The following is a 14,994-nucleotide window of genomic DNA, read 5'->3' as shown; positions in this document are numbered from 1 at the left end:
TACCAAGCTGCGGGCAATCGTGCCGCTGGGGCGGCACGGGTGGGCGCAGCGACACCCGTCGAGCGACCCCACCCGGCCCCCACACCAGCACAGGGCACCTAGGCGGGAACGTGCACTGTCTCCACCCGGCTCGCCACCAACCGCTCCCGCTCCCGCCGAGCCGCCCGCCCCCGCAACCGCAGGATCTGGCTGACCCCGAGCGCCTGGAGGACGAACACCGCGGAGAACGCCACGGCGTAGTCGTCCCCGGTCGCGTCCAGCAGCACACCGATCGCGAACAGCGTCGTCATCGAGGCGATGAAGCCACCCATATTGGTGATGCCGGACGCCGTGCCCTGTCGCTCGGGCGGGTTGGCCGGCCGGGCGAAGTCGAAGCCGAGCATCGACGCCGGCCCGCACGCCCCGAGCACCGTGCACAGCACCAGCAGGAGCCACATCGGCGCCCGCTCCCCGGGGTACGCGAGCGTCACCGCCCACAGCAGCGCGGTGGCGCCCACGGTGCCCAGCGCCAGCGGCAGCCGCGCCGCGTGGTGCCGGGCGACGATCTGGCCGTAGACCAGGCCGATCACCATGTTGGACAGCACGACGAGGGTGAGGAGTTCGCCGGCCGTGGCGCGGCTGAGGCCCTGCGCCTCGACCAGGAACGGCAGGCCCCACAGCAGCAGGAACACCATCGCCGGGAACTGGGTGGTGAAGTGCACCCACAGGCCCAGCCGGGTGCCCGGCTCCCGCCACGCCGCGGCGATCTGCCGGCGGACGTAGGCCGCGCCCTGGTGCGGGGACGGCTCCGGCTCCTGGCCCTCGGGGTGGTCCTTCAGGAACAGCAGGGTCAGGGCCAGGACGACGGCGCCGGCCAGCGCGCTGCCCGCGAACGCCGGGGTCCAGCCGATGCCGTGCAGCAGCCGGGACAGGAGCAGGGTGGAGACCAGGTTGCCCGCCATGCCGACCAGCCCCGCGAGCTGCGCGACCAGCGGCCCGCGCCGGGCCGGGAACCAGCGGGTGCCGAGCCGGAGCACGCTGATGAAGGTCATCGCGTCACCGCAGCCCAGCAGTGCCCGGGAGGCGAGCGCGGTGCCGTAGGAGGGGGAGAAGGCGAAGCCCAGCTGCCCGGCGGTGAACAGCACCGCCCCGATGCTCAGCACCTTCTTGGTGCCGAGCCGGTCGACCAGCAGGCCGACGGGTATCTGCATGCCCGCGTAGACCAGCAGCTGGAGGATGGAGAACGTGGAGAGGGCGGAGGCGCCCACGTGGAAGCGGTCGGCCGCGTCCAGGCCGGCCACCCCCAGCGACGTACGGAAGATGACGGCGACGAAGTAGACGGCCACACCTATGGACCACACGGCGACGGCCCGGCGGCCGCCCGGCGGGTCACCCGGGAGGGTGGCGCTCCGCACCGTGGCGCTCATCGGACCTCACCCCGGGCGAGGTGCGAGAACCAGCTGACATGCCGGTGGACGACCCCGACGGCCGCCTCCGCGTCGCCGGCGCGCAGCGCGTCCAGGATCTCCGCGTGCTCGGCGAGCGTCTTGGCGATCCGGTCGGGGTGGGAGTGCATGACGGCGACGCCCATCCGCAGCTGGCGGTCGCGCAGCTGGTCGTAGAGCCGGGAGAGGATCTCGTTGCCCCCGCTGCGCACGATCTCGGCGTGGAAGCAGCGGTCGGTGACCGCGGCGGCGGCCAGATCACCGGCGGCGGCCTGCGCCTTCTGCTGCTCCAGCAGCTCGGACAGCCGCTCCAGCAGGCCCGGCGGGGCGGGTACGGCCTTGCGGGCCGCGTGCTCCTCCACCAGCAGCCGGGTCTCCACCACATCCGCGATCTCCTGCGCGGAGACCGGCAGGACCAGGGCGCCCTTCTTCGGGTAGAGCCGGATGAGGCCCTCGGCCTCCAGCCGCAGCAGCGCCTCCCGGACGGGTGTGCGCGAGACCCCGACGGCCTCGGCCAGCTCACCCTCGGTCAGCAGGGTGCCGCCCTCGTAGCGACGGTCGAGGACACCCTGCTTGACGTGGGCGTACACGCGGTCGGCGGCGGGTGGCGGCTTGAGGGACTGGGTGGCGGGCTGCTCGACGGCCGTCTTCATGACCACAGGATAGATACAACACGTACGCAAGCGGCAGGACCGTCCATCATGCGGACGTGACGAAGCTCCCTCGCAGCGACCGCACAACCTTCTGTGCTACTTACGTGTCACACACGTGCGGCCCCCCTCCCGTTTGCCACCTCAACTAGGCCGCACTTCAGGGGCATTCAAGACATTCGAGGTACATCACTTTGATTACCGGCATCACGGGCACCCGCCTCCGCAGAGCCGCCGCCGTCGTCGTCACGTCCGGCGCGCTGCTCACCACCGGTGCCCTCACCGCAGCGCCTGCCCAGGCCGTCACCACGCCCTCGATCGTGGCCAAGGGCGGGTACCTCATGAACGACGCGAACGGCTCGCAGCTGTTCGACAAGAAGAAGGACACCCGGCTCGCCACCGGCTCCACCACCAAGATCATGACGGCCAAGGTCGTGCTCGCGCAGTCGAACCTGAACCTCGACTCCAAGGTCACGATCAAGAAGATCTACAGCGACTACGTCGTCAAGAACAACGCCTCCCAGGCGCACCTGATCGTCGGCGACAAGGTGACCGTCCGCCAGCTGCTGTACGGCCTGATGCTGCCGTCCGGCTGCGACGCCGCCTACGCGCTCGCCGACAAGTACGGCACGGGCTCCACCACTTCCGCGCGCGTGAAGTCCTTCATCGGCAAGATGAACACCGCCGCCACGAACCTGGGGCTGAAGAACACTCACTTCGACTCCTTCGACGGCATCGGCAACGGCAACAACTACTCGACGCCGCGCGACCTGACGAAGATCGCCAGCAGCGCGATGAAGAGCTCCACGTTCCGCACGGTCGTCAAGACGAAGTCGTACACCGCGAAGACGATCACGAAGACGGGCAGCATCCGCACGATGAACCCGTGGAAGAACACCAACGGGCTCCTCAGCAGCTACAGCGGCACCATCGGCGTGAAGACCGGCTCCGGCCCGGAGGCCAAGTACTGCCTGGTCTTCGCCGCGACCCGGAACGGCAAGACGGTCATCGGCACCGTCCTCGCCTCCACCTCCATCGCCCAGCGCGAGGCGGACGCGAAGAAGCTCCTCAACTACGGCTTCGCCAAGCTCGGCTGACATCCGGACAGACAGCCATGAGGGCCCGCCGCGACAAGCGGCGGGCCCTTTGTGCTGCGCCCGGCACCCCGCGATGGCACGCATGGTGCTAGTGTCATTGGCACCATGCTGCTGCGTCTGGACAAGACCGACACCCGCCCCCTGCACGAGCAGGTGGCGGCGGCGATCCGGCGGGCCGTCGCCGAGGGCGAGTGCCGCGCCGGCGACCGGCTGCCCTCGGCCCGCGACCTCTCCACGGCCCTGGACATCAACGTGAACACCGTCCTGCGCGGCCTGCGCGAACTGCGGGACGAAGGGCTGCTGGAGTTCCGCCGGGGCCGGGGGATCACCGTCGCCGAGGGCGCGGCCCGGCGCTCCGGACTGCAGATCAGGGTGCGGGAACTGGTCGCGGAGGCATCCCGGCTGGGCTACAGCCGCACCGACCTCATCGACATGATCCGGGGGACCTCATGACGCACGGGGACGACACGAAGCCCGACCGGGGCCGCCCAGGGCTCCTCGGCTCGGCAGCGACCGTCACGGCCGTCCTCGCCGTACTCGCCGTCCTCGCCGGCCTGCCCTGGGTCGCGCGCGGCCGGCTTCCCGACCGGCTGGCGACCCACTGGAGCGGCGGTGACGTCCCCGACGGATCGATGCCGCTGTGGGCGGCCTCCCTGTTCCCTGCGGGTGTCTGGCTGGTGGTCGCCCTCGCGGTGAGCGCCGGATGGCGCCCCTCGCGGACGACCGCGCGCCCCTGGCGGGCGCTGGCGCTGGTGCCCACGGGGGTGGTGCTCGTCGGCGCGCAGGTCTCCGTCGTCCGGGCGAACCTCGACCGCACGGACTGGCACGAGGCCCGTCAGCCGGTCGTCGGTGTGGCGGTGGTCCTGGCGCTGGCGGGGATCGCCGGCGCGGTGGCCTGGCGGCTGACCCCGCGTACCGTCACCGCACCGGCCGCCACCACTCCCGCGCTGGACCTGCCCGAGGGCGAACGGCTGGTGTGGTTCTCCCGCACGGCCAACCCCTGGCTGCGCCTGCTGGCGGCGGTGGCGGGCCTGATCGCCGCACTCGCGCTGGTGGCCCTGGCCGTCGGCCTGGCGGACCCCGCCGGGCTCTGGCCGGTGTGCGCGGTCTGCGCCGTCACGGCGCTCGCCGGCGCCGTCTTCTCCTCGGTCCAGGCGAAGGTGTCGGAGGCGGGCCTGGAGGTGTCGTTCGGTCCGCTCGGCTGGCCCGCCCGCCGCTGGACCCCGGCCGCCATCGAGTCCGCCCGCGCGGAACGGCGGCTGCCGTCCCAGGTCGGCGGCTGGGGCTACCGGCTCAGCGGCCTCGGTACGACGGTCATGCTCCGCGCCGGCGACTGCCTGGTCGTACGCCCCCGGGGCCGGCGCACGGACTTCGCGGTGAGTGTGGACGACGCCGAGCGGGGCGCGGCCCTGCTCAACGCCCTGCGGACCCGGCGGCCCGACGGGACGGCGCGCGGCTAGGCTGAGCCGATGCGCGTCCAGGGGGAGGATGAGGGCCGCGCGGAGCCCTGGGACACGGCCGCCGCGCTGGTCCGGGCCGCGCAGGGCGGGGACGCCCTGGCCATGGACGAACTGCTGGCGCTCGTCACGCCGTACGTGACCCGGCTGTGCCGCCCGATCGCCCCGCACGACGTCGCCGACGCCGTCCAGGAATCCCTGCTGGCCGTCTTCAAGGGCCTGCGCGGACTGCGCGACCCGCAGGCCTTCTACGGCTGGTTGCGCACCGCCACCGTGCGCGAGGCGGTGCGTGTCGCCCGCCGCACCTCCGCCGAGGAACCGGCCGACCCCGACGACCTCGCCCGCCTCGGCGGACTGCGTGCGGAGGCCGACGGCGAACTCCCGGCCGACGTCCGGGACGTCCTGGCCCGGCTGCCCGTCCGGCACCGCGCGGTCCTGGTGCTGCGCGAGCTGGAGGGGCTGGACGAGGCCGCCGTCGCCGAGCTGCTCAGAGTGCCCCAGGGCACGGTCAAGTCCCGGTTGCACCGGGCCCGTTCCTCCTTCCGGAAAGCGTGGACACGATGAGTGCCGACCCCGTACGACGGCTTCGGGTACTGGCCGCGGGCCTGCACGCCGGGATGTACGCCGAGGAGCACCTCCCCCTGCCGTACGACCAGGTGTGGCAGGTCGCCGCCGACCTGCGCACGGAACTCCCCCATCTGGTCCCGTTCCTCCGGGAGTTCCGGGTGCCGGCCGGCGACGCGGACCGCAAGCAGGCGCTCGCGGTGGGCCGTTCGGGTCTGACGGAGACCTTCGAGGTACGGCTCGCCCCCGGCTGGTGCCTGATGCAGTCCCGGCTGGTCGTGGGCGGCATGGCGGCCGTACCGGAGGCCGGCGGCACCCGCTTCGCCGTCCTCGGCGCCACCCGCCCGACCGCGCTGCGCCCCGCCCAGTGGCTCTACGGCCGTCTGGTCGGCGAACGGCGCGGGCGGGCGTTCGTCCGGCGGGTGGCCGAGCGGGCGGCACTGCGCTAGGGGCCGTCAGCGAGGGAAGTGCTCGCGGACGGCGTCCGCCACCTCCCCGGGCCGCTCCTGCGGCAGATAGTGACCGGCGCCGGGAACGAGCCGCACGCTCAGCTCGTCGGTGTACGGCTCCGCGCCCGCCAGCAGCGACGGTACGACGACGGTGTCCCGTTCCCCGCCGAGCAGCAGCGTCGGCACGGTGAGCCGGTGCCGACGCCAGGTGCCGCGGACGAGCGCGGGGATGTCGTGCAGCACGTACTGCCAGAACAGGGACTGCACGGCGGCGGCGCCGGCCGAGGTCGCGGTGGCGTACTCGGTCAGCTCGGCCTCCGTCCACACGGCCCGGTCGGCCACCTGGTGCCGCAGCAGGAAGCGGGTGAAACCGGGCCAGTGGCGCAGCACGGCGCGCCCGAGCACCGGGTACTCGATGAACGCGGTGTACCACAGCCGCCACAGGTTGGGCAGGACCGCGCGGTGCCGCGGCCAGGGGTGGGACATGTTCAGCGCGAGATACCCGGTGAACCGCTCCGGCGCCCGCAGGCACAGCCGGAACCCCAGGTGCGCTCCCCAGTCGTGCCCGACGAGCCCGACCGGCTCGCCGAGTCCCAGCGCGTCGAGGAGGGCGAGGGCGTCGTCCGCCAGAGCGTCCATGTCGTAGCCGCGCCGGGTGAGCCCCGACCAGCCGAAGCCCCGCAGGTCCGGGCAGAGCAGCCGGTATTCGCCGGACAGCTGCCCGGCGACCTTGTGCCAGGCGTACCAGTGCTGCGGGAAGCCGTGCAGCATCAGCAGCGGGGTGCCGCTGCCCCCGTACTCGGCAAGATGCAGCCGGGTACCGCGTACGGTGACGTACCGGTGAACGGCATGACGGTCCTCCGGCAGCGCCCTCGAGTCCCTCGAATCCATCTCTGACCCCTCTCACACCGGCACGGCCCCCCCGTCGGGCCCGCGTCGCGGAGTCAGGAGTGGGGCTGCGCGCGAAAGGTTCCGCCTTGATTTGTCACTGCACACAAGGACGGCCTGGCGCAGGCGAATTCGTGTTCTTCCCTCGCAATCGTGAACATCACCGATTTCTGATGGCATATGCCGTTTGCTTCCCTCTACGTTCCGTTGCGGAAGGAGGTTCGCATGAACGAACCCAAGAAGCAGTCCGACTCCGCCCGACAGCACGAGGCGATCGACGTCAGCGACTTCGTGTACGCGGCGACCGGAGCCCGTGTCCGCCGGCTGACGATGCCGGACGGGAGCCACTGGTTCCCGGCGGTGGATGTCTGCAAGGAACTGGGGCACACCAACTCTCGGAAGGCTCTCGCCGACCATGTCCCCGAAGAGCACCGAGAGATTCTTGAGACCGTAACTGGAGGTTACGGTCTCAGCATTCCCGCAGGTAGGGAGTGGCGCCGAGACTTGCAACTCATCGATCTCCAAGGCCTGATCCTCCTTGTCCAGGCCTGCACCAAAGCCTCCTGCGCCCCCTTCAAACAGTGGGCCGCCGAAGTCATCGAGACCGTGCAGCGGGAGGGTTCTTACACTCTCGAAGAGGCCGAGGTACAGCCGACCGAGCCGGGCGCTCCCATCGCGTACGCCATGCCCGAGCAGGTCGCGGAAGCCATCGTCCGGCTCGAAGCGCGCAACCTCCAGCTGGACGAGGAGTTTGCGAACGGGCAGCGTGAGTCGATCGATCTCCAGAAGGAGACGCTCGCCGTCCAGAAGGAGACGCTGACCGTCCAGCGGGAGATGCTCGCCATCCACAGGGAGACCCTGGCGACGCAGAAGGCCACGCTCGCCGTGCAACAGGCCATGGTCCGGGCGATGGAACGCATCGCGGACCGGTTCGACGCCCTCGTCCTCGACCGTCGGGCGCCCGGCGTCCACCTCGCGGCATCGCCGCCCACCACGGAGTCCGTTCTGGCCGACTGGCGGCAGCGGTTGTCCGTGACGGCGGACGTGTGGACGGTGGCCGTGGTCATCGCCCCGATCCTTGTGGAGAAGGGTGAGCTGCGGGAGCCGCTGGAGGCTGTCGCGGCTTGTACCGGTCTCTCGGTGCACCGCGTGAATGAATGCCTCCGCCTGCTGCGCAAGCACGCCTGCATCCGCTCGCGGGGCGGGGCGGAGGACGGAGCGCCGGTGTACGTGCTCAACCGGAGCTGAGAGTAGAAGAGAGAAGAGAGGGGGGCGGTCGCAAGCAGAAGTTGCGGCCGTCCCCCTTCACGTCTCAGACATTACCCCCCGAGGCGGGTTCTCACGCCCAGGTGATCAACCTTTTCGGCTGTTCCAGGATCGCCGCCACGTCGGCCAGGACCTTGGAGCCCAGTTCGCCGTCGACCAGGCGGTGGTCGAAGCTCAGGGCCAGGGTGGTGACCTGGCGGGGCTTCACCTTGCCCTTGTGGACCCACGGCTGGAGCTTGATCGCGCCGATCGCGAGGATCGCCGACTCGCCCGGGTTGAGGATCGGGGTGCCCGTGTCGACGCCGAAGACGCCGACGTTGGTGATGGTCACCGTGCCGCCCTGCATCGCCGCGGGGGAGGTCTTGCCCTCGCGTGCCGTCGCCACCAGCTCGCCCAGCGCCTCCGCCAGCTGCGGGAGCGTCTTGTCGTGGGCGTCCTTGATGTTCGGGACGATCAGGCCACGGGGGGTGGCCGCCGCGATGCCCAGGTTGACGTAGTGCTTGAGCACGATCTCCTGGTTCGCCTCGTCCCAGGAGGCGTTGATGTCCGGGTTGCGCTTGATGGCGACCAGCAGGGCCTTGGCGATCAGCAGGAGCGGGTTCACCCGCAGGCCCTGCAGCTCCTTGTCCTGCTTGAGCTCCTCCACCAGCTTCATCGTGCGGGTCACGTCCACCGTCACGAACTCGGTGACGTGCGGTGCCGTGAACGCCGAGCCGATCATCGCCTGCGCGGTGGCCTTGCGGACACCCTTGACCGGGACACGGGTCTCGCGTCCGGTGTCGTACGCCGCCACGGGCGCCGGGGCGGCGGGCGCGGCCGGGACCGGGGCGACCGGCTCGGCGGCCTGCGGTGCGGCCGCCGCGTGGACGTCCTCGCGGGTGATGATGCCGTCCGGGCCGGACGGGATGACCACAGTCAGGTCGACGCCCAGGTCCTTGGCCAGCTTGCGCACCGGAGGCTTGGCCAGCGGGCGGGGCTTGTCGGCGACGGCGCCGCCGTGGCCGTTCAGCTCCGCCTGGATCGCCTGCGCCGCCGCCGGGACGGTGACCTCGGGGCCCTTGCGGGGGCGGCGCTTGGTGGAGGACGTCGCCACGCCGTAGCCGACGAGGACCGGCTGGCGGCCCTGCGGCTTCGACTCCTTCGGCTCCTCGGGCTGCGCGGGCTCCGCCTCCGGCTGCTCGGCGGGCGCCTCGGGCGCGGCACCGCCGGCCACGGCCACCGCGATGATGGCCGTGCCCACGTCCACCGTGGTGCCCTCGGGGAAGTGCAGTTCGCGGACCACGCCGTCGTAGGGGATGGGCAGTTCGACGGCCGCCTTCGCCGTCTCCACCTCGCAGACCACCTGGCCGTCCGTCACCGTGTCACCCGGCTGGACGTACCACTTGAGGATCTCGGCCTCGGTGAGTCCCTCGCCCACGTCGGGCATCTTGAACTCGCGTACGGACGCATCCGTCATCGTCGTCACGACCCTCTCCTCAGTACGCCAGCGAGCGGTCGACGGCGTCGAGCACGCGGTCCAGGTCCGGCAGGTACTCCTCCTCCAGGCGGGCCGGCGGGTACGGGGCGTGGTAGCCGCCGACGCGCAGGACCGGTGCCTCCAGGTGGTAGAAGCAGCGCTCGGTGATCCGGGCGGCGATCTCCGCGCCGGAGCCGAAGAACACCGGCGCCTCGTGGACCACCACCAGGCGGCGGGTCTTCTCCACCGAGGCCTGGACGGCGTCGAAGTCGAGGGGGCTGACCGAGCGCAGGTCCAGGACCTCCAGGGACTTGCCCTCCTCGGCCGCGGCCGCCGCGACCTCCTGGCACAGCTTCACCATCGGGCCGTAGGCGGCCAGGGTGAGGTCGGTGCCCTCGCGGACCAGCTGGGCCTTGTGCAGCGGGGCGGGGATGGCCTCGAAGTCGACCTCGGCCTTGTCCCAGTAGCGCCGCTTGGGCTCGAAGTAGATCACCGGGTCGTCACTCTGGATGGCCTGCTGCATCATCCAGTAAGCGTCGGAGGCGTTGGACGGGCTGACGATCTTCAGGCCGGCCACGTGCGCGAACAGCGCCTCGGGGGACTCGGAGTGGTGCTCGACCGCACCGATGCCGCCGCCGTAGGGGATGCGGACGACGACCGGCATCTTGACCTTGCCCAGCGAGCGGGCGTGCATCTTGGCGAGCTGGGTGACGATCTGGTCGTAGGCCGGGAAGACGAAGCCGTCGAACTGGATCTCCACCACCGGGCGGTAGCCGCGCAGGGCCAGGCCGATCGCGGTGCCGACGATGCCGGACTCGGCGAGCGGGGTGTCGATGACCCGGCTCTCGCCGAAGTCCTTCTGCAGTCCGTCCGTCACCCGGAAGACACCGCCGAGCTTGCCGACGTCCTCGCCCATGACGAGGACCTTGGGGTCGGCGTCCAGGGCGCGGCGCAGCGACTCGTTGATGGCCTTGGCCATCGCCATCTTCTCGGCCATCTCAGTGACCCCCTTCATCGGCGAACGACGCCTGGTAGGCGGCGAACTGGGCGCGCTCCTCGTCGACGAGCGCGTGCCCGTCCGCGTACGCGTTCTCGAAGATGGCGAAGTGGTCCGGGTCGGGCATGGCGCGGACCGCTTCGCGCACTCGTTTGCCCAACGTCTCGGACTCGGATTCGAGTTCCGCGAAGAATCCCTCGTCCGCGTGGTTTGAAGCCTCCAGGTAGCGGCGAAGGCGCAGGATCGGGTCCTTCGCCTCCCAGGCCAGCCGCTCCTCGTCACCCCGGTACCGGGTGGGGTCGTCGGAGGTGGTGTGGGCGCCCATCCGGTAGGTGAACGCCTCCACCAGGGTGGGGCCCTCGCCGTTGCGGGCGCGCTCCAGCGCCCACTTGGTGACCGCCAGGCAGGCCAGGACGTCGTTGCCGTCGACCCGTACGCCCGGGAAGCCGAAGCCCTGCGCGCGCTGGTAGAGCGGCACGCGGCTCTGCTTCTCGGTGGGCTCGGAGATCGCCCACTGGTTGTTCTGGCAGAAGAACACCACCGGGGCGTTGTAGACCGCGGCGAAGGTGAACGATTCGGCCACGTCTCCCTGGCTGGAGGCGCCGTCGCCGAAGTAGGCGATGACCGCCGAGTCCGCGCCGTCCTTGGCCACGCCCATCGCGTAGCCGGTGGCGTGCAGCGTCTGGGAGCCGATGACGATCGTGTACAGATGGAAGTTGTTGCTGTTCGGGTCCCAGCCGCCGTTGTTCACGCCGCGGAACATGCCGAGCAGGTTGGTCGGGTCGACCCCGCGGCACCAGGCGACGCCGTGCTCGCGGTAGGTCGGGAAGACGTAGTCGTCCTCGCGGGTGGCGCGGCCGGAGCCGATCTGGGCGGCCTCCTGGCCGAGCAGGGAGGCCCACAGGCCCAGTTCGCCCTGGCGCTGCAGGGCGGTGGCCTCGGCGTCGAAGCGTCGGGTGAGCACCATGTCGCGGTAGAGGCCGCGCAGCTCGTCGGGGGTGATGCCGGCGACGTAGGCGTCGTACTCGGCGTTCTTGACCCGCTTGCCCTCCGGCGTCAGGAGCTGCACGAGTTCGGGGTCGGCGCTCTTCTTCGCGGTGCTGCGGGTGGTACGGGTGGTGCGCTTGGTGCCGGTGGCTCCGGTCGCGTCGCCGGTCGTGCCGGTCTTGCTGCCGGTGGTGCCGGCCTTGCCTGCGGCGGTGCGTCGCGGCTTGCGCGCGGCACTGCTCTCCACGGTCACGTGTGCTCCTCCGTCGTTCCGGCCCCCGGGGTTGCCGGTAGGCCAGTGCGGCTCACCTGTTTCGACCACCGGGCACGGGGTGGGTGCCACTCGGCCGGGAACAGGCGTGACAGGTGCCCCGGCGAGCGCCCTGCAACCAACACGTTACCCAGTGCGCCACATTTCTGTGAAACCCCATTTGACCTGCGATTTTGCTTGGATTTCCAAGTAAATCCAGGGGGTGCGGAAGCGCGCTGGTCACAGCCTTGCGGCCGTCCGGAGCAACCGCACGTTATCCCGCGCACCCAGCCTTCGGGAAGAGTTCTCTGTGAGACAGACCTCGCACACGAAGAAGGAAAAATCCGAGTATTTCTGCTCGGCGGCCAACGAGGAATGCAGTGACGTTCCCGGGCGGCGGCACAGGGCGCCCGCGGGCAAGCGGAAAAGCCCATCCCATGACCGAAAGCGACCGTCGGCGACTGCCTGTGACAAGCCCCAGCTCACAGGGGCGGCGCTTGCCCTAACATCTGCCGCGTGCCGCGCTCATGTGTACCCCCCCTCGTACCCCATGCGCCCCCTCTGGGCGCCCTGCTGCGCCTGTACGCCGCGGGTACCGCCCTCACCTGTGAGCCGGTCGACCAGGGCCTGCTCAACCGCGGCTACCGGCTCTGCACCACACGCGGACGCTATTTCCTCAAACACCATTTCGACCCGGACACGGCAGACCCCGCCGCCATCGAACGCCGGCACCGGGCCACCCAGCGCCTCGCCGACCTGGGCGTCCCGGTCGCGCTGCCGCTGGCGCACCGCGGGGGCCGCACGGTCGCCGTCGTCGGCGGCCACGCCTACGCCCTGCACCCCTGGATCGACGGCCGGCACCGCGACGGCGGCCAGCTCACCCGCGGGGAGAGCGCACGCCTGGGGGCGCTCCTGGGCGCCGTACACGCCTGTCTGGAGCGCGTGATGCCGCCCAAGGGGCGCACGCGCCCGGCGACCAGCCCGCACCCCGTGGAGAGCGCCGACCCGTCCGACACCTTCGCCCTCATCGACGACCTGCTCGCCCATGTGCGCCGGCAGCGCCCCGCCGACGCCTTCGACGAACTCGCCCGGCACCGGCTGCTGGAACGCCGCGCGCTCCTGGAGCAGCACGCGGACCGGCGCCCGCCGCGCGGCGGCTCGGTCGGCTGGGTGCACGGCGACTTCCACCCGTTCAACCTGCTCTACAAGGACGACGCCCCGGCCGCCATCGTCGACTGGGACCGGCTCGGCGTGCAGCCGCGCGCGGAGGAGGCCGTACGCGCCGCCGTGATCTTCTTCGTACGGCCCGCAGGGACGCTGGACCTGCCCAAAGTGCGTGCCTACGCGCGCGCGTACCGGCGCGCGGCCGGCGCCCCGCCCTCGGAGCTGGCGGCGGCCGTGCACCGGGTGTGGTGGGAGCGGCTGAACGACTTCTGGATGCTGCGCTGGCACTACGAGCGCGGCGACACGCGCGCGGACTGCCAGTTCCCGGCCGCGTCGGCGCTCGTGGTGTGGTGGACGCGCGAGTACGACGCGGTGTGCGACGCGTTCGTGCAGTGAGCGGCCGGCGTCACCTCAGGGTGACGCCGGCGCGGGCACCGTGGGTGTCCTTCAACCGGTGGTCTCGCCGGTGCCGCCGTCCGTCGTGGTCCCGCCGTCGGTGGTGGCGCCCTCCGCGGTTCCGCCGTCCGTCGTCCCCTCGATGGTGCCGCCGTCGACGGTCCCGTCGGTGGTGCCGCCGTCGGTGGTGCTGCCATCGGTCGTGCCGCCGTCGGTGGTGCCGCCGTCCGTCGGGTCCGAGGGCTCCGGGTCCGACGGCTCGCCGCTCGGGGTGGAACTGGCCGACTGCGACTGGCTGTACGACGGCGTGGTCGCCGGCGGCCAGCCGGAGCCGGTGCCCGTGTCCGAACCGGTGTCCGTGGACGTGTCGCTGGGCTCGCCCGTGTCCTTGTCGGACGGGGTCGCGGAGGGCGACTTCTTCTTCGTGTCCTTGGAGTGCGTCGTCGTCGGCTTGGTGTCGGTGCCGTCGCCGCCGCCGTGGCCACCGGTGCCCTTCAGCGCCAGCGCCACGCCCGCCGCGATCGCGATGACCGCGAGGACGGCCAGGATCCAGAGCTTGCCGCGTCCGCTGCCCTTGTTGCCGTGCCCCTCGAAGCCGCCCTCGTCGTCGCCTCCGTACCGGTTGGGCAGGATCGGCTGCGGGATCTGCGCGGTGCCGGCGCCGAAGTCGCCGGGGTGCTGCATCGCGGTCGTGCCCGCGAAGCCGCCCGCCGGGGTGCTGCGGCCGTCGTGCGTCTCCACCGGGCCGGTGTTCCAGGTGCCGGTGTGGCCGCCCTGGTCGTACAGCATCTGCAGGCCGTACTGGACCATGCCGCGCATCTCCTCGGCCGTCTGGAACCGGTCGTCGGGTTCCTTGGCGAGCGAGCGCATGACCAGGCCGTCCAGCTCCGGCGGGCAGCCGTCGGAGTACTCGGAGGGCGGGGTCGGGATGTCCTGGACGTGCTGGTAGACCACCGACAGCGGGGTCTCGCCGGTGAACGGGGGACGCAGCGCGAGGAGTTCGTAGAGGAGGCAGCCGGTCGCGTACAGGTCGGAGCGGTGGTCGACGGCCTTGCCGAGCGCCTGCTCCGGGGAGAGGTACTGGGGGGTGCCCATGACCATGCCGGTCTGCGTCATCGTTGTCGAGGCGCCGTGCAGGGCGCGGGCGATGCCGAAGTCCATCACCTTGACGGCGCCGCCATGGGTGATGATGACATTCGCCGGCTTGATGTCACGGTGCACGATGCCATGCTGATGCGAGTAGGCGAGCGCCTCCAGCACACCGGAGACGATGATCAGGGCCTGCTCGGGGCCCGGCGCCTCGGCGTTCAGCAGCAGGTCGCGGATGGTGCGGCCCTCGACCAGCTCCATGACGATGTACGGCACGGACTGACCGCCCACCATGTCCTCGCCGGAGTCGTACACGGCGACGATCGCGTGGTGGTTGAGGCCGGCCACCGACTGGGCCTCGCGCGTGAAGCGGGCCTTCGACGTCGGGTCCTCGGCCAGGTCGGCACGGAGCAGCTTGACCGCGACCGTACGGCCCAGACGGACGTCCTCGGCCGCGAACACCTCGGCCATGCCGCCCCGGCCCAGCCGGTGCGTGAGACGGTACCGGCCGTCGCCGACGAGCCCTCCGTTGCCCCACATCTCCGGCGCGTCTGACATGCCGCCGCCAGTCGCCTCGGGGTCGGACGGGCCCTGAGAGCGCTGCGTCTGTGCCATCAGTCCTCGCCGTCGTTTCTGCCCGCGGTGCGCGCGGTGTTGTCACGGTCTCCGTCGGCCACGCTACAGCCTCCGTGGGGGCCGCCGGTCCGGAACGAGCACCGGGACCGACCCGAGACGGACCGGTCATGAAACCCGTAGCAAACCCGTAGCACGCGCTGTCGTGCAAATTCTGTGTGCCGGTCGTACGCCCCCTGTAACGCTTGCGCGACGCTTCTTGCGCGTACGGTCACGGAACGGGCACC

14 protein-coding genes are annotated in these 14,994 nt (G+C 71.4%); 7 read left to right on the top strand and 7 right to left on the bottom strand.

The features are described from left to right. Positions 1 to 98: 98 nt before the first annotated feature. Together ABZ937_RS13590 and ABZ937_RS13585 are read right to left on the bottom strand one after the other, a co-directional pair. Entirely contained in the window at positions 99 to 1,406 is a 1,308-nt protein-coding gene (locus ABZ937_RS13590; RefSeq protein WP_361690383.1) for an MFS transporter, read from the bottom strand. Next, positions 1,403 to 2,077, bottom strand: coding sequence for a GntR family transcriptional regulator (locus tag ABZ937_RS13585; RefSeq protein WP_361690380.1), 675 nt, complete (start codon positions 2,075 to 2,077; stop codon positions 1,403 to 1,405). The genes ABZ937_RS13590 and ABZ937_RS13585 overlap by 4 nt, the downstream gene beginning before the upstream one ends. Before the next feature lie 191 nt (positions 2,078 to 2,268). Between ABZ937_RS13585 and ABZ937_RS13580 the strand changes: the two genes are divergently transcribed. The 5 genes from ABZ937_RS13580 to ABZ937_RS13560 all read left to right on the top strand — a co-directional run bounded on the left by ABZ937_RS13580 (position 2,269) and on the right by ABZ937_RS13560 (position 5,641). After that, positions 2,269 to 3,171 (top strand): D-alanyl-D-alanine carboxypeptidase, encoded by a 903-nt coding sequence (locus ABZ937_RS13580; protein ID WP_361690377.1) that lies wholly within the window; start codon positions 2,269 to 2,271, stop codon positions 3,169 to 3,171. Positions 3,172 to 3,276: 105 nt separating this feature from the next. Continuing rightward, positions 3,277 to 3,624: a GntR family transcriptional regulator gene (locus tag ABZ937_RS13575; RefSeq protein WP_361690374.1), complete on the top strand. Its 348-nt coding sequence runs from the start codon at positions 3,277 to 3,279 to the stop codon at positions 3,622 to 3,624. Then, positions 3,621 to 4,631: a DUF1648 domain-containing protein gene (locus ABZ937_RS13570; protein WP_361690371.1), complete on the top strand. Its 1,011-nt coding sequence runs from the start codon at positions 3,621 to 3,623 to the stop codon at positions 4,629 to 4,631. Before ABZ937_RS13575 ends, ABZ937_RS13570 begins: the two co-directional genes overlap by 4 nt. A gap of 9 nt (positions 4,632 to 4,640) precedes the next feature. Further along, positions 4,641 to 5,192: a sigma-70 family RNA polymerase sigma factor gene (locus tag ABZ937_RS13565; protein WP_361690369.1), complete on the top strand. Its 552-nt coding sequence runs from the start codon at positions 4,641 to 4,643 to the stop codon at positions 5,190 to 5,192. Beyond that, positions 5,189 to 5,641, top strand: coding sequence for a hypothetical protein (locus ABZ937_RS13560; RefSeq protein ID WP_361690366.1), 453 nt, complete (start codon positions 5,189 to 5,191; stop codon positions 5,639 to 5,641). Before ABZ937_RS13565 ends, ABZ937_RS13560 begins: the two co-directional genes overlap by 4 nt. A gap of 6 nt (positions 5,642 to 5,647) precedes the next feature. Here ABZ937_RS13560 and ABZ937_RS13555 read toward each other — a convergent pair whose 3' ends face one another. Beyond that, positions 5,648 to 6,532 (bottom strand): alpha/beta hydrolase, encoded by an 885-nt coding sequence (locus tag ABZ937_RS13555; RefSeq protein WP_361690363.1) that lies wholly within the window; start codon positions 6,530 to 6,532, stop codon positions 5,648 to 5,650. A 222-nt stretch (positions 6,533 to 6,754) separates the two neighbouring features. Here ABZ937_RS13555 and ABZ937_RS13550 point away from each other — a divergent pair, with 222 nt between their 5' ends. Next, positions 6,755 to 7,777, top strand: coding sequence for a Bro-N domain-containing protein (locus ABZ937_RS13550; protein WP_361690360.1), 1,023 nt, complete (start codon positions 6,755 to 6,757; stop codon positions 7,775 to 7,777). Positions 7,778 to 7,868: 91 nt separating this feature from the next. On the opposite strand, the gene ABZ937_RS13545 is transcribed toward ABZ937_RS13550, so the two are convergent. From ABZ937_RS13545 to pdhA, 3 genes are read right to left on the bottom strand one after another with little or no spacing between them, the layout of a single operon-like run. Continuing rightward, positions 7,869 to 9,260 (bottom strand): dihydrolipoamide acetyltransferase family protein, encoded by a 1,392-nt coding sequence (locus ABZ937_RS13545; RefSeq protein WP_361690357.1) that lies wholly within the window; start codon positions 9,258 to 9,260, stop codon positions 7,869 to 7,871. Between the two features lie 10 nt (positions 9,261 to 9,270). Next, entirely contained in the window at positions 9,271 to 10,248 is a 978-nt protein-coding gene (locus ABZ937_RS13540) for an alpha-ketoacid dehydrogenase subunit beta (protein WP_361690354.1), read from the bottom strand. A 1-nt stretch (position 10,249) separates the two neighbouring features. Next, positions 10,250 to 11,488: a pyruvate dehydrogenase (acetyl-transferring) E1 component subunit alpha gene (gene pdhA / locus ABZ937_RS13535; protein WP_361690351.1), complete on the bottom strand. Its 1,239-nt coding sequence runs from the start codon at positions 11,486 to 11,488 to the stop codon at positions 10,250 to 10,252. A 513-nt stretch (positions 11,489 to 12,001) separates the two neighbouring features. Between pdhA and ABZ937_RS13530 the strand changes: the two genes are divergently transcribed. Beyond that, the gene (locus tag ABZ937_RS13530) at positions 12,002 to 13,045 is read left to right on the top strand and encodes a phosphotransferase (protein WP_361690348.1); all 1,044 of its coding nucleotides are present in this window, start codon (positions 12,002 to 12,004) and stop codon (positions 13,043 to 13,045) included. Between the two features lie 51 nt (positions 13,046 to 13,096). Here ABZ937_RS13530 and ABZ937_RS13525 read toward each other — a convergent pair whose 3' ends face one another. Further along, the gene (locus tag ABZ937_RS13525) at positions 13,097 to 14,749 is read right to left on the bottom strand and encodes a protein kinase (protein WP_361690345.1); all 1,653 of its coding nucleotides are present in this window, start codon (positions 14,747 to 14,749) and stop codon (positions 13,097 to 13,099) included. Positions 14,750 to 14,994: the final 245 nt, after the last annotated feature.

Origin of the sequence: Streptomyces sp. NPDC046727 (assembly GCF_040645635.1) — a bacterium.
Taxonomy (GTDB): Bacteria; Actinomycetota; Actinomycetes; order Streptomycetales; family Streptomycetaceae; genus Streptomyces.
The sequence above is the reverse complement of the archived record's forward strand: the minus strand, read 5'-3'. Positions and strand labels throughout refer to the sequence as shown.

Coding starts and splice junctions, on each gene's coding strand:
- ABZ937_RS13525 (WP_361690345.1), bottom strand. CDS start 14,749: ATGGCACAGACGCAGCGCTCTCAGGGCCCGTCCGACCCCGAGGCGACT.
- ABZ937_RS13555 (WP_361690363.1), bottom strand. CDS start 6,532: ATGGATTCGAGGGACTCGAGGGCGCTGCCGGAGGACCGTCATGCCGTT.
- ABZ937_RS13590 (WP_361690383.1), bottom strand. CDS start 1,406: ATGAGCGCCACGGTGCGGAGCGCCACCCTCCCGGGTGACCCGCCGGGC.
- ABZ937_RS13575 (WP_361690374.1), top strand. CDS start 3,277: ATGCTGCTGCGTCTGGACAAGACCGACACCCGCCCCCTGCACGAGCAG.
- ABZ937_RS13565 (WP_361690369.1), top strand. CDS start 4,641: ATGCGCGTCCAGGGGGAGGATGAGGGCCGCGCGGAGCCCTGGGACACG.
- ABZ937_RS13560 (WP_361690366.1), top strand. CDS start 5,189: ATGAGTGCCGACCCCGTACGACGGCTTCGGGTACTGGCCGCGGGCCTG.
- ABZ937_RS13550 (WP_361690360.1), top strand. CDS start 6,755: ATGAACGAACCCAAGAAGCAGTCCGACTCCGCCCGACAGCACGAGGCG.
- ABZ937_RS13540 (WP_361690354.1), bottom strand. CDS start 10,248: ATGGCCGAGAAGATGGCGATGGCCAAGGCCATCAACGAGTCGCTGCGC.
- ABZ937_RS13570 (WP_361690371.1), top strand. CDS start 3,621: ATGACGCACGGGGACGACACGAAGCCCGACCGGGGCCGCCCAGGGCTC.
- ABZ937_RS13585 (WP_361690380.1), bottom strand. CDS start 2,077: ATGAAGACGGCCGTCGAGCAGCCCGCCACCCAGTCCCTCAAGCCGCCA.